This is a genomic window from Bradyrhizobium sp. 31Argb, assembly GCF_043638955.1.
Taxonomy (GTDB): domain Bacteria; phylum Pseudomonadota; class Alphaproteobacteria; order Rhizobiales; family Xanthobacteraceae; genus Bradyrhizobium.
In genome coordinates this window covers 1-13,647 of sequence record NZ_JBEGDB010000080.1, presented here as the reverse complement: position 1 = coordinate 13,647, position 13,647 = coordinate 1, and the positions used below count along the sequence as shown (strand labels likewise).

14 protein-coding genes are annotated in these 13,647 nt (G+C 61.9%); 10 read left to right on the top strand and 4 right to left on the bottom strand.

The genetic code is table 11. From position 1 onward, the window contains the following. Nucleotides 1-103 precede the first annotated feature (103 nt). Entirely contained in the window at nucleotides 104-1,069 is a 966-nt protein-coding gene (gene epsC / locus AAFX91_RS17570) for a serine O-acetyltransferase EpsC (RefSeq protein ID WP_282528508.1), read from the bottom strand. Between the two features lie 21 nt (nucleotides 1,070-1,090). Further along, nucleotides 1,091-1,663 carry a flavin reductase family protein gene (locus AAFX91_RS17565; protein ID WP_394567262.1) on the bottom strand — a complete coding sequence of 191 codons (573 nt, stop codon included), beginning with the start codon at nucleotides 1,661-1,663 and terminating at the stop codon, nucleotides 1,091-1,093. A 55-nt stretch (nucleotides 1,664-1,718) separates the two neighbouring features. Between AAFX91_RS17565 and AAFX91_RS17560 the strand changes: the two genes are divergently transcribed. The 6 genes from AAFX91_RS17560 to AAFX91_RS17535 all read left to right on the top strand — a co-directional run bounded on the left by AAFX91_RS17560 (nucleotide 1,719) and on the right by AAFX91_RS17535 (nucleotide 7,932). Then, nucleotides 1,719-2,294, top strand: a complete 576-nt coding sequence (locus tag AAFX91_RS17560) for a hypothetical protein (protein WP_394567261.1) — start codon at nucleotides 1,719-1,721, stop codon at nucleotides 2,292-2,294. Nucleotides 2,295-2,398: 104 nt separating this feature from the next. Then, nucleotides 2,399-3,871, top strand: a complete 1,473-nt coding sequence (locus AAFX91_RS17555) for a putative sulfate exporter family transporter (protein WP_394567260.1) — start codon at nucleotides 2,399-2,401, stop codon at nucleotides 3,869-3,871. Nucleotides 3,872-3,892: 21 nt separating this feature from the next. Further along, on the top strand, nucleotides 3,893-4,045 hold the full coding sequence (locus AAFX91_RS17550) for a hypothetical protein (protein ID WP_282528504.1): 153 nt from the start codon (nucleotides 3,893-3,895) through the stop codon (nucleotides 4,043-4,045). Nucleotides 4,046-4,314: 269 nt separating this feature from the next. Next, entirely contained in the window at nucleotides 4,315-5,658 is a 1,344-nt protein-coding gene (locus AAFX91_RS17545; protein WP_394567259.1) for a phenylacetate--CoA ligase family protein, read from the top strand. Nucleotides 5,659-5,986: 328 nt separating this feature from the next. Next, nucleotides 5,987-7,615 carry an FAD-dependent oxidoreductase gene (locus AAFX91_RS17540; RefSeq protein ID WP_394567258.1) on the top strand — a complete coding sequence of 543 codons (1,629 nt, stop codon included), beginning with the start codon at nucleotides 5,987-5,989 and terminating at the stop codon, nucleotides 7,613-7,615. Next, nucleotides 7,612-7,932: a 4Fe-4S binding protein gene (locus AAFX91_RS17535; RefSeq protein ID WP_394567257.1), complete on the top strand. Its 321-nt coding sequence runs from the start codon at nucleotides 7,612-7,614 to the stop codon at nucleotides 7,930-7,932. Before AAFX91_RS17540 ends, AAFX91_RS17535 begins: the two co-directional genes overlap by 4 nt. A gap of 30 nt (nucleotides 7,933-7,962) precedes the next feature. On the opposite strand, the gene AAFX91_RS17530 is transcribed toward AAFX91_RS17535, so the two are convergent. Next, complete coding sequence (locus AAFX91_RS17530) at nucleotides 7,963-8,820, bottom strand: LysR family transcriptional regulator (RefSeq protein WP_282528501.1); 858 nt, start codon at nucleotides 8,818-8,820, stop codon at nucleotides 7,963-7,965. 112 nt (nucleotides 8,821-8,932) lie between these two features. Between AAFX91_RS17530 and AAFX91_RS17525 the strand changes: the two genes are divergently transcribed. The 4 genes from AAFX91_RS17525 (at nucleotide 8,933) to AAFX91_RS17510 (ending at nucleotide 13,171) form a co-directional block, all read left to right on the top strand. Next, complete coding sequence (locus tag AAFX91_RS17525; RefSeq protein ID WP_394567256.1) at nucleotides 8,933-9,514, top strand: DUF4865 family protein; 582 nt, start codon at nucleotides 8,933-8,935, stop codon at nucleotides 9,512-9,514. A 322-nt stretch (nucleotides 9,515-9,836) separates the two neighbouring features. After that, nucleotides 9,837-11,159 (top strand): O-acetylhomoserine aminocarboxypropyltransferase/cysteine synthase family protein, encoded by a 1,323-nt coding sequence (locus AAFX91_RS17520; protein ID WP_394567255.1) that lies wholly within the window; start codon nucleotides 9,837-9,839, stop codon nucleotides 11,157-11,159. A 394-nt stretch (nucleotides 11,160-11,553) separates the two neighbouring features. Then, nucleotides 11,554-12,372, top strand: a complete 819-nt coding sequence (locus AAFX91_RS17515; protein ID WP_394567254.1) for an NAD(P)-dependent oxidoreductase — start codon at nucleotides 11,554-11,556, stop codon at nucleotides 12,370-12,372. 16 nt (nucleotides 12,373-12,388) lie between these two features. Further along, nucleotides 12,389-13,171, top strand: coding sequence for a class II aldolase/adducin family protein (locus AAFX91_RS17510; protein ID WP_282528497.1), 783 nt, complete (start codon nucleotides 12,389-12,391; stop codon nucleotides 13,169-13,171). Nucleotides 13,172-13,272: 101 nt separating this feature from the next. Here the strand turns inward: AAFX91_RS17510 and AAFX91_RS17505 are convergent. Beyond that, on the bottom strand, nucleotides 13,273-13,647 hold a 375-nt coding region (locus AAFX91_RS17505; protein WP_394567253.1), incomplete at its 5' end, for an ABC transporter permease.

The window sequence follows — 13,647 nt, the reverse complement described above, 5'->3', positions numbered from 1 at the left end:
AGCTAAAATATGCTAACTTCTTGCCTAGAAATAGAAAGTAATTCCGTAACTCTCTCGAGGTACGGACGACAGTACCCCTCACACATCTAACGGCTTCGGCAGCCTAGCTCGGGTCGACACCTGTACCGACCTTGTTCCGGGCCGTGGCCTGCGTCACCACGCTGTTTGGCGGCACGTCGCGCGTAAGCCAGACATTGCCGCCGATGGTGGAGCCGCGGCCGATGGTGATCCGGCCGAGGATGGTCGCGCCCGCGTAGATAACGACGTCGTCCTCCACGATCGGATGGCGCGCGTCGCCCTTGATGATGTTGCCTTCGTCATCGGTCGGGAAATGTCGCGCGCCGAGCGTGACGGCCTGGTAGATGCGCACATTATTGCCGATCACGGCGGTCTCCCCGATCACGACCCCGGTGCCGTGATCGATGAAGAAGCCCGATCCGATGCTGGCGCCCGGATGGATATCGATGCCGGTCCGGGCATGGGCGATCTCTGCTATCAGCCGCGCGACGAGCCGCGCGCCCTGGCGATGCAGGATATGGGCGAGGCGGTGGTGGATGATCGCGGTCATGCCGGGATAGCCGATCAGGATCTCCGGAAAATTGCGCGCGGCCGGATCGCCGACGAAGGCCGCTCGGAGGTCGTTGATCAGGACGCCGCGCACCGAAGGCAGTTGGGAAGCGAAGCTGCGCGTGAGCTCGATCGCATCCTCCCGGCGAAAGCCCGGCAACAACTCGTCGCCGACGAACAGTGCGCCGCGATGGACCTGCTCGCACAGCGAATCCAGGACAACACTCAGCGTGTTACCGACAAAATAGTCGATGTTCTCACCGTCGAGATCGAACCGTCCATAGTGCCTTGGAAACAGCGCCTCCGTCAGCCCGTTGAGGACGGCTTCCAGCGCATCGCGAGACGGCGCGCGGCGCGCTTCGCCATCGCGGCGGATGCTGTGGGTCTCCTCGCGCGAGACGCGCAAATCGGCGACGATGCGGTCGAGTTGCCAGCGTGCCGTCGACGCGCCGCTGTCGTTGGCTGCGACGAATTGCGGGTGTGTCGGAATTTCACGCTTCATGCTGTTTCGCCCCGTTGCCCCTCAGCGGACATGCGCCAAGGGGATGCTCACCTCTGCAAGTCGGTCCAGATCCGCGTCGTGATCGATCTGGACATATTGACCGTTCCAGTAGATGAGGCCGGACAGACGATGTGACAGCTCCATGCTGAGCAGGCGGCCAATGATGATGCCGTGCGAGTATCGCTCGATAATCTCCTCGGCCTCGCATTCGACCGTTGCAAGCGCCTTCGCCAGCAGCGGAACACCGGAGGAGCCGGCGAACCATGGCGTTCCCTCGAACCGCTGCCCGCCGTTCAGCCGGCGATTGCTGAAGCGGGCCGCCAGCACCTGCTGGTCCGCCCCGAGGATGTTGACGCCGAACAGCCGATCGCGCTCAATCAGGCTGAAGGACGAGGCCTGCCGGTTGATGCTGACCAGCAATCTTGGCGGAGCGGCGCTGAGCGAGGTGAGGGAGGTCACCGTCATGCCGGTGATGTCGCCGTCCCGCCCAGCAGTGACGATGCTGACGCCGCCGGCGAGGCGGCGCATGACTGTACGAAACTGCCGTTCGACCTCGTCATTCTCGTCGACGAGATGGATATCCGCTTTGCCCATCGGGTGCTCCTCTCGTCGATCCCAGCCGAATTCCGTGTCCCGCTAGAAGAATCCCTTGGCGGGCAGCGGCGTGCCGCTGATCTCGCATTGCCCGATCGAGCGCGCCTGGAAGGTGGTCGGGTTATGCGAGGACAGTGCCACCCGGGGAAGTGCAAGCTTGCTTCACACGACGCAAACTGTCCCACGAATTCAGCCGAACAGAAATAGAGTGGTTTTCCATTTGTCTGGTGTCAGAGAGTTTTCTGGTTTCTTCGCGCGCGCCGTACGGCAAAGAATATTTTCAACGTCATCCGGGGGCTGGCCAAGTTGGGACTTTGCCATCGAAATCATCAGCCGCGGCGGTTTTGCGATCAATGTCGCAGACGTAGATGCAAATCCTGTAGCGGATGCCTCTGATGGTTTGGATTGCGATGCGTATCTACGATGTCCCAAATGCGTTTTCTCTTCCGCGCGGCTTGGCCTCATTCCGAAGCCGCTCAAGGTTTCCGCCATCGTCTGGAAGTGGACACCGGGGTTCGTGACGCTGGTTGCCTGGCAACTGCCAAACTACGACGCGGAGCGAATTGTTCTCTTCGCGCCAGTCCTCACAGCATGGCTTTCTTTAGGTCCGGCCAACAAAGAAATTCTGTGAGATTGCAGAGAGATAGCCTTCACCCATACTGATCGAGCGCGGAACGCGTCAGGGTTGCCGCAGAGCGTGCGGCGCCGGCGCGATGGATGGCGCGGGGTGAGACCATGTCGGATATCGCAGTCAAGACAACCAATCATGTGACGGTAAAAGACCGGCTGACCGAAGACTGGCTGTCGGTTGCCATCGGCCTGCTGGTCTTTGCGCTGGCGCTGTTCAGCCTGAGCGGCGTCGACCTACTCGGATGGGCGGTGACGACCTCGGTCTACACCAGCCTCTCGCAAGCGCTGGCGCCGTTTGCGAAAGGCTATGCGTGGCTCGGCGGCGGCGCATCGCTGTTTGCAACCTATGCGGCGCTGCTTGTGGTGCTCAGCATCGGCGTTGCCGCGCTCGGCGGCGACGTCCGGAAATTCGTCGCCGCCTTCACCGTCACCTTCGCGATCGCCTATGCGAGCTGGATCGCCGGCAGCTATGCCTATGTCGCCGCCGTCACGCCGGCGGAGCAACAGAAGTTCGGCGTCGCCTGGTCGCTTAAGCTCACTAACGAAGGCGGCTTCGTCGTGGCGCTACTCGCGGGCCTTGTCATCGCCAATCTCTTTCCCCGCTTTGCCGAGTGGCTGAAGGAGGCGATCCGGCCCGAGCTTTACATCAAGATCGCGATCGTGATCCTCGGCGCGACCGTGGCGGTCACCGCGGCAGGCCGGCTCAACCTCGCGTCCTCGATTCTGATCCGCGGCGCCGCCGCGATCATCGAGGCCTATCTGATCTATTGGGCCGTGGTCTATTTCGTCGCGCGAAAATGGTTCGGCTTCAGCCGCGAGTGGTCGGTGCCGCTCGCCTCCGGCATCTCGATCTGCGGCGTCGCGGCTGCGATCGCAACCGGCGGCGCGATCCGGGCGCGGCCGGCGGTGCCGGTCCTGGTGTCGTCGTTGGTCGTGGTGTTCGCGGTGGTCGAGGTCTTGATCCTGCCGTTCCTGGCGCAGACCTTCCTGTGGCAGGAGCCACTGGTCGCAGGAGCCTGGATCGGACTTGCGGTCAAGACCGACGGCGCGGCGGTGGCCGGTGGTGGCATCACGGAGGCGCTGATCACGGCGAAAGCTGCCGCCGAGGGCATCAAGTATCAACCTGGTTGGATCCTGGCGACGACGGCGACCGTTAAGGTCTTCATCGACATCTTCATCGGCGTCTGGGCATTTATCCTCGGCTACATCTGGACGAACTACATCGACAAAGGTCCCGATAAGGCCAAACCGGGCGAGATCTGGCAGCGCTTCCCGAAATTCATCCTCGGCTTCGTCGTGGTGTTCGCAATCTCGCTGTACCTTGCGCTCGGCGCCACGCCCGAGATCGCCAAGGCGCTGCCGGCGGCGGCCGGCGAAGCCAACGTGTTCCGCGTTATCTTCTTCATCCTGACTTTCTTCTCGATCGGCGTGCTGTCGGATTTCCGAAAGCTCTGGCAGCAGGGTTTTGGCAAGCTGGCTGCCGTCTATTTCGTCAGCCTGTTCGGCTTCGTGATCTGGGTTGGCCTGCTGATCTCGTGGCTTTTCTTCAGCGGCGTTAAGCCGCCGCTCGCAAGTTGAAAGCCGTGAAAGGAGAGGGACGTGTCACAGACAGAATTCGAACGTGAATCGAACCAAGCCGGCGAACCGCTGCTCCCCGTCGAGAAGCAACTGATCGGCTGGAGCCTCGGCGTCGGTGTGGTCGCGCTGGTGATCCTGGTGCTCATCAACCACTTCGTGCCGATCGCGGTCTGAGCTCATAAACCTTCAGGATAGCGGTAATCCCTCCCTGCCACGGCAGATGATGCCGAGGGTACTGATAGTCCGTTCTTGCTGAGGTCTTTCCACAAACCTCGATGGCGGTTTTCATCTGACGGAAACTCAGCGCATCACGGCGTCCACCGTTTCAGCGCTCCGTCGAGCTATTATCGAGTTCACCGGCCGTCATTGAGAGCGTAAGATGCTCCCGAGCCAGCGGAGCGCACGGAAGGTGCTGCGACCGCGGCCAGATACATGAGATCATGATGACTAACTTTGCCAATTCGGACGATCGACTTTATTGGGAACCGAAGCTCGAGACCCAAAGCCGGGCGGCATGGGATGAGCTCAAGCTGTCGCTGCTAAAAAACCATCTCGCGCATGCCTATGCCGGCTCGCCGGCCTACCGTGCCGCGTTCGACGCGGCGAAAGTCGGCCCCGACCAACTCCGCAGCCTCGATGACATCAGGCGCTTTCCATTCATCGACAAGCGCGTGCTGCGCGACCGACAGCTTGCCGTGCCCCCTTTCGGCGATCTCGTCGCAGTGCCTGAGCGCGATATCGTCTATATCTCCGCCTCGTCGGGTTCTACGGGCGTGCCGACGGCGTCGCCCTTCACCGCACAAGATTTCGACGAGTGGATCGACTATGAAGCGCGACAGTTCTGGTCATCCGGCATGCGCCCGACCGACCGCTACGTTCATTCGCTCAACTTCTCGCTATTCATCGGCGGGCCCTGCGTGCTTGGCGCCCAGAAACTTGGCGCGCTCACGATCCATGCTGGCACGATCCCCTCCGAGCGCCTGCTGCAGATCCTGAAGCAGTTCCAGGCCACCGTGATCTGGACGACGCCGTCCTACGCCTGGTATCTCGGGGAAACGGCCGTAAAGGAAGGCTATGACCTGAGCAAGGATCTTGCCGTCAGGCGCATCTTTGTCGCCGGTGAACCAGGCGGATCGATCCCGGAGACGCGAGATCGCATCGAGCGATTGTGGGGGGCGTCGGTCTACGACTATTATGGACTCTCCGACATCTTCGGATCGTGTGCCGGCATGTGCGAGCACAAAAACGGTCTGCATTGGGCGGAGGATCACATCCTTGTCGAGGTGCTAGATCCCAAGAGTGGCGAGCCGGTGAAGCCTGGTGATCGCGGCGAAATGGTGCTCACCACGCTGAAGAAGCGGGCACGACCGATGGTGCGCTTTCGCACCGGCGACATCGTCAGCTTCAATCCCGACCCCTGCGCTTGCGGACGCACGGCAATCCGCCTCAACGGAGTGCACGGCCGCCTTGACGACATGCTGATCATTAAGGGCGTCAACCTGTTTCCGAGCGACGTTGAGGCCGTGGCGCGTCAAGACCATGAACTCACAGGGGAATACCGTCTCATCGTCGACCGCGTCGATCACCTCGATCGGCTCACGGTCGAGATCGAGTATCGTCACGGCTACAACGGCCATGTCGAGGAGCTATCCGACCAGTTTGCGCGTAAGCTTCGCGCAGTGACGGGCGTTTCTGCCATTGTCAGGGTGCTGCCGCCGGACTCGCTGCCGCGCGCCACCCACAAGGCGAAGCGGGTCGAAGATCGCCGTTCCGGTGTCTGGACCTGAGCGACGATGTGCGGCGTCGGGCCGCGAGCGATGTTCATCGCGGCGGGACCTATTCAGGCCAAGCCACGCCACGAGGGTGTCGCCTGGAGGTGTCGCAGCCTGCGATCGCAGAATCGTCGATCGCTTGCTTAACTCCAGGGAAGCAGAGGATTCTTAGGCTCACCAGTGCCTGCGTGAGCCCACACGAATTTTCTCTCGCCAGCGGCCACTGGGAAAGCTTTACCCAAGTCTTCGTGAATATCTGAAATTGCCAGCAGCGTTCGATCGCGTAACCTTCCCGTCCGCATGCTGCGCGCCGCCGCAGGCAATTGCGTACGGAGAATGATCCATGACTTATCGACAGTATCGCACCGAACGCGCGTTAACGCCGGTCGGATCGGTTGAGTTCGACGCGGATGTCCTGGTGATTGGCGGTGGACCGGCGGGGACTTGGGCCGCAGTCAGCGCGGCCGTGCGCGGGGCGCGCGTCGTGCTCACCGACAAGGGATTTTGTGGCACATCGGGTGCGACCGCGGCGGCCGGCACCGGCGTTTGGTACATCGATCCCGATCCTGCGCTGCGCGAAGCCGCGATGGCTGGTCGCGAGAAGATGGGGGGCTATTTGCAGGACCGGCGCTGGATGGCGCGAGTGCTCGATTGCACCTATGAGCAGAGCAACCAGTTAGCCGATTGGGGTTATCCTTACCCGGTCGATGACCACGGCAAGCCGCAGCGCAATTCCCTGCAGGGGCCCGAATACATGCGGCTGATGCGCAAGCGCACCAAGCAGGCTCGCGTCACTATTCTCGACCATTGCCCAGCGCTCGAACTGCTCGTGGACGATGATGGTGCGGTCGCGGGCGCGAGCGGACTTCGCCGCCAGAAGGGCGACCGCTGGACCGTACGTGCCAAAGCGGTAGTGATCGCTACCGGCGGCTGCGCGTTCCTCAGTAAGACGCTTGGCTCCAACGTGCTGACCGGGGACGGCTATCTGATGGCCGCCGAAGCGGGCGCCGACCTGACCAGCATGGAATTTTCCAATCCATACGCGATCTCGCCTTTCTTCGGTTCGGTAACCAAGACGCTGTTCTATGGCTGGGCGACGTTTACATATGAGGATGGCAGCGTCGTCCCTGGTGCAGCCTCGAAAGGCGGTCGCTCGGCCATCGCCCGCGCACTGCTGCAGGGACCAGTGTATGCCCGGCTCGACAAGGCAGACGAGACTGTGAGGCGGGACATGCGGGCGTCGCAGCCGAACTTCTTCGTGCCGTTCGACCGCACCGGCATCGACCCCTTCACCGATCGGTTTCCAGTCACCTTGCGACTCGAGGGCACGGTGCGCGGTACCGGCGGGCTTCGGATCGTCGACGACACCTGCGCTACGAGCGTGCCGGGGCTCTACGCCGCAGGTGATGCAGCGACCCGCGAGTTGATCTGCGGTGGGTTTACTGGTGGCGGGAGCCACAACGCCGCCTGGGCAATGTCCTCAGGCACGTTCGCAGGGCAGGGCGCCGCCGACTATGCGCGACAAGTCGGGGTTGCCACCCGGCGCAGCTTCTCTTCGGCCGGGACAGTTGCGCTACGCCCGCGCTCTAAAAGGGCTTATAAGCCAGCGGCGCTCGCAAAGTCGGTTCAGGACGAAGTCTTTCCCTATGAGCTGAATTATTTCCGCGAGGCGGGGCGTTTGACTGCGTCGCTTGAGCGCCTCGATGCGCTTTGGGTCGAGGCGTCGCAGGCGAACGCGGCGGCCGAAGATGACCTGCTTCGGGCGCGCGAAGGCGCGGCCATGCTGGCGACGGCGCGCTGGATGTATCGCTCGGGGTTGGCGCGACAGGAAAGCCGTGGCATGCACCGGCGGGACGATTTTCCGCATCAGGACGACCGTCAGCGCCAATACATCACGGCCGGTGGGCTCGACGAGGTTTGGACCTCGGTGCGCGCACATGCTGACACCGTCTATGCGGAGGCTGCGGAATGATCGAAATTATCGACGCCGAGCGCTGCACGGCCTGCGATATTTGCGTCAATGTGTGCCCGACCAACGTCTTCGACAAGACCGACGGGATTCCTGTGATCGCCCGCCAGGGCGATTGCCAGACCTGCTTCCTCTGCGAACTCTATTGTCCCGAGGATGCGCTGTTCGTCTCGCCCTTTGCGGACGTGCCGCAGGAGGTCGATCTCGCAGTTCTGAAACAGAATGCGCTGCTTGGCAGCTACCGCAGGGCGGTCGGCTGGACCAATGAGACAAGGGATCAGCGCGGCATTGATCGCAGCTATCTGCTGTTTGGCCACTGAATCCGATGCGGCGTTGACCGTCCGAAGCGGCTATGGCCTAACCGCTGTGGCCCGGATTGCAGCCGTAAGCGTTTTCAACGCGTTTCTTGTCTCATGGTCTCTGCGGCTTGCATGGAGCACCACGTCGCGAGACGGCAATGGCGGGAGGCCGAGCTGCGCTCCGACGTCGATGGTTCCGGGCGGGGCGACCCTGCGGCCGAGGGCCGCGACCGCAAGACCGGCCGCGGCGGCCGCGCCGATGGTCGCGACCCCGCCGCCGACGAATACCTCGGTCCAAGTGATGCCTGCCTTGTTGAGCGCGTCTACCGCCATGCTGCGCACGCTGCAGGGGTCGGCCTGGGCAGCAAGACGGAGCGGTTCGCCGCGATGATGCTCGAAATCGGTTGAGGCCATCCAGCCGAAGCTCTCTTCGAGGATGACCTCGCCGCCGCGACGTCGGCTGTCGTGACGCAAGACCACGGCCGCATCGATGTCGCCGCGATCAAACTGATCGAGAACATCGCGCGAGGTCGAGACGCGGATTTCGAGCACAAATCGCGGCTCGGCATTGCGCATCCGCCGCAACAGGAGCGGCAGTTCCGCGCCGACGATGTGATAACTGATGCCGACCACGAGGCGGTGCGGCTCGATGCCGAAGCAGCCGATCGCACCATGATGCGCATCGATCAGCGCTCGCGCGGCTTGCAGGAACGCGCTTCCATCCGCCGAAAGCCGGACCAGGCGCGGCGTACGGTCCAGTAGCCTGCGGCCGAGCGCATCCTCCAGCCGCTTGATCTTCAGGCTGACGGCGGACTGGGTGCTATCCATCGCTTCCGCGGCGCGGGTAAAGCTTTTCAGATCGGCGGTGAGGACGAACGCCTGCACAGCCTCTATGTCCAGGGCCTTCATAATCTAGTCATTCGCTTTCCTAATCATTGAAACATCATTCCATGACGTTTTTCAATGATCAACGGTGGGCTATCTTCATGGCATTCAGAACTACGCGATGAGGAGTGTCCCGATGATCACCGCTTATTACGCCCACCGACTGCCGGCCGATTACGATGTCGCGCTCATCCGCGAGCGCGCGAGGCAGCGCGGCCCGCTGTGGGACGGAGTACCCGAGCTCTGTTTCAAGGGGTTCCTGCTGCGCGAACGCGGGCGCTTTGGCGCCGTCGCCAGTAACTACTCATCGCTCTATCTTTGGCGACAGGACGAAGCCTTCCGCGATTTCCTGGTGAGTGGTCGTTACAAGATCGTGACGGATAGCTTCGGGCGCGCAGAGATCCAGCCCGGTTTTGCTCTTGACGCTCGCCGGGGTAGCGGACGGCTTGCGCGCTTCGCCTACAAGGAGGAGCGGAGCATTGCGACGGACGCCGATCTCACGGCAGCCTTCGCTGCCGAGATCGAGCATAATCGCGCGACTGCCGAACAGCCCGGTTCGGTCGCTGCCGTGGTCAGCGTCGATGCGCAGAACTGGACCTTCACGCGGATCTTGCTCTCGGAAAACGAGCCGGACAGAGAGAGCGCCGGTGTTGCTTACCAGATCCTGCATCTAGCCCGACCCTTGCTCGATACGCTGCCGCGGGCGGGCGATCGATGAGCTATCGTTTTGAGGCCGGGCATGCCGACCCATTTCGGGCGTCTCATGCTATTCGCTCGATGTTCTCGCCACGAACATGCGAACGACCGTTGCCGTTGGTGCCCGGTCGTGCACTGCGTCGGCTCGACGGGCCGACTGGCGAAGGTCTACGCAAAACAAACAAACTGCGATTGCCGGGTCGGCCGAAAGAATAGCGTCGCACCAAAGCAAAGCGACAGCACGCGTATCGCTATTTTTCGCGACGCCTCGACAGCGGTGAGATCGGCAAGCATCATTTCGACTCCGATGACACAGAGTTCACGGATTCAAGGGAGATTTCGGAATGACCGTCGAAACGAAGAACGTCGAGACGCTCGCCTTGCACGGCGGTTCATATCGTTCAGACCCTTCGACCGGCGCGGTGGCGGTGCCGATCTATCAGACCACTTCGTATCAGTTTGAGAATTCCGATCATGCGTCGCGGCTATTTGCACTGGAGGCGATCGGGCAAATCTACACGCGGATCAAGAACCCAACCCAGGATGTTCTCGAGGAGCGGCTTGCGGCGATCGAGGGCGGCGTCGGCGGGCTGGCGCTCGCTTCAGGCCAGACCGCCTCGGCTTTTGCCATCTTCAATGTCGCGCAGGCCGGCGACAACGTCGTATCATCTACCGATCTCTATGGCGGTACCTGGACCCTATTCTCACAGACGCTGAAACAGTTCGGAATCGAAGTCCGCTTCGTCGATCCCGCGGATCCAGAAAATTTCCGCCGCGCCACCGATGCGAAAACGCGGGCCTATTACGCCGAGACGCTGCCAAACCCCAAGCTCAATGTGTTCCCGATAAAGGAGGTCGCCGATATTGGTCGCTCGCTCGGCGTGCCGTTGATTCTTGACAACACGGCAGCGCTGATCATCGCGCGACCTTTCGAGCATGGCGCAGCGATCGTAGTCTATTCGACCACGAAATATATCGGCGGCCATGGTACCTCCATCGGTGGGGCGATCGTCGATGGCGGCAATTTTGACTGGGAGGCGCATGCGGGGCGCTTCCCATTGCTGACCCAGCCGGACGAAGCCTATCACGGGGCTGTTTGGACAGAGGCGGCCAAGCCGTTCGGTCCGATCGCCTACATCCTGCGCGCTCGGGTGAAGCTATTGCGCGATCTTGGCGCCGCGGTTGCGCCGCAGAACGCATTCCAATTCATCCAGGGTATTGAGACGCTCCCCTTGCGGCTGCGGCAACACAATGAAAATGCGATCAAGGTCGCGAACTTCCTCGCCAAACATCCGTCGATCTCGCATGTGATCTTTCCGGGTCTGCAGAGTGGCGAGAACCGGCGGCGGGCTGATGCCTACCTGAAGGGCGGCTATGGCGCCTTAGTCGGCTTCGAGTTGAAGGGCGGCGTCGAAGCGGGGCGCCGATTCATCGATGCGCTGAAACTCTTCTATCACGTCGCCAACATCGGCGATGCGCGTTCGCTCGCGATCCATCCAGCCTCGACCACGCATCAGCAGCTCAGCCCGGCGGAGCAGATTGCGGCCGGAGTAACCCCCGGATACGTTCGCTTGTCGGTCGGAATCGAACATCCCGACGACATCCTGGCCGATCTCACGCAGGCGCTCGCTCTCGCCGAAACAGACGGCGCGCGCAAGGCCGCCTGATCAGTACGATCTGTCAAGAAACGGACCTGAAGTTGAAAATATTTGTACATCTGATGCTGGGCGACCGGGCTGCCTGTCAGTGAGACGGGGGACGCTGTCGAGATCGGCGAGCTCAGCGACTGGATGGCGCTGAATGAAGCAGTTGACCGTGACGACACCATGCGAACCGTTCTTCCTGGCGAGGGCTCAGTTCGCAACTGTCGCGACCACGAGTGCACCAAATGAACACACCCCGCACCGCAGCTAGAACCACTGCCACAAGTATCAGGCCCCCGATCATCATCAATCAACTCGGACCGGTAGTGCGTGCAGCACTCGGCGATCATTGGTCCCGTCCATGGATCATAGACCATCCCGTGGATCGTGCTCCCTGGAGATTCTGCCGGAGGCGGACGTGCTGCTTACACGGCCGGGGGCCGGCTGGAACAAAGCGCCATCGGCGAAGCCCGCCGGATGGCCGTTCCGCCTGCGCTGGATCCAGACCGCATCGACGGGCGTCGATTTCTTTCCAGCATGGCTGCTGGATGGGCCGGTCGTAACGGTTGGTCGCGGCATCTCAGCCGATCCGATCGCGGAATATATCCTTGCGGCAATCCTCGGATTCGAGAAACGCATTCACGACGTCCGCGCGCGGAGTAGGCGCGATTGGAAGCTCACCTCACTTGGTTCGCTCGACGGCAAGACAGTCGGGATTGCGGGATTTGGCGCGATCGGCCGCGCGGTCGCCGAGCGCGCGAGGCCATTTGGCGTTGCGGTCAAGGTACTCCGGCGAACGCCGTGGCAGTACACGTTGCCGGGCGTACAGCCCGTCGACACTATCGAGACGTTGATCGAGCTTTCGGATCACCTTGTGATCGCGCTGCCGGCCACCGCGAAGACCACGCATCTGATCAATGCCGAGGTGCTGGCCCGTGCCAGGAAGTCATTGCATCTGATCAACGTCGCGCGTGGCCGGATCATCGACCAGCACGAGTTGCTGCGCGCACTAGACGCTGGAAAGCTCGCCGACGCAACGCTCGACGTCACCGATCCTGAGCCGCCGCCGGATGGCGATCCGATCTACACCCATCCCAAAATCGTGCTGACTCCGCACGTTTCATGGACCGGTGGCGAGGACATCAAGCGTCTGGCCGACAAGACGCTCGTCAACCTCGATGCCTACGCGCATGGCGCGCCGCTTGCGGACGTCTTCGATCGGGAGCTCGAATACTGAACAAGGAGCAACAATCATGAACGAGATCGTAGAGAAGCCAAGGAAATATTCGCTGGTCGAACGCGCGCCGTCGGCTTCGTTCGAGGAGGAGAGGCTCCACCGCAAGCAGCGCCTTGCCGCCACCTTCCGCCTGTTCTCCCGCTACGGCTTCGACCAGGGCCTCGCGGGGCACGTCACCGTGCGCGATCCGGAATTTCCGGAGCGCTTCTGGATCAACCCATTGTCGAAATTCTTCGGCCAGATCAAGGTTTCCGACCTGCAGCTCGTCGATCACGACGGTAATATTCTGATCGGGGACAAGCCGATCAACCAGGCTGGTTTCGTGATTCATTCGTCGATCCATGCCGCTCATCCGCATGTGATCGCGGCCGCCCATACGCATTCGACCTATGGCAAGGCCTGGTCGGCACTCAGCCGGCTGCTCGATCCGCTGACACAGGATTCCTGCGCGTTCTATGAGGATCACGCGCTATTCGACCCGTTTTCCGGTGTGGTGCTAGAAGCGGAGGAGGGCAGGAAGATCGCGGAGGCGCTGGGGTCGAAGAAGGCGGTCATCCTGCAAAATCATGGCCTCCTCACCGTCGGTCCCACGATCGAGGCCACTGCATGGTGGTACATCGCGATGGACAACGCAGCACGGGCGCAATTGCTTGCCGAGGCGGCCGGCACGCCCAAGCCGATCCCGCACGAGGTTGCAAAGCTGACCGCGACCCAGGTCGGCACGCACAAAGGCGGCTATTTCAGTTTCCAACCATTGTGGGATTGGATCGTCGCCGCGGAGCCCGATCTGCTCGACTAGGATTTATACACCATCGTGAGGGCTCTCGTGTTGAAAGGGAAGCAGGAGCTCCGCGCCTGCTTCTTCCCGAACGGACTAGGCCGCCTTCAAGGCCGACCGGATCAGCGCTGCATGCCCCAGCGCCGCACGGTGGCGGCCTCGAGCACGCGGAACAGGCCGAACTCGACCACGAGGCCGATCAGGATCACGCTGACGAGGCCGGCAAACACCTTGTCGGTCAGCAGTTCGTTCCGGTTGCGGAAGATGAACCAGCCGCGGCCGCCGCGGCTGGAGCTGACGCCGAACACCAGTTCGGCGGCGATCAGCGTGCGCCAAGCAAACGCCCAGCCGATCTTCAACCCGGAAATGATCGACGGCAGGGCCGACGGGATCAGAATGTAGGCGACATACCGCGCGCCACCTAGTGGTCTATCACAGTGATTTTGACTCTTTGGGGGTGGCTGGATAGGCGCGGCCGAGTTTGGCGCGAGCTTTGT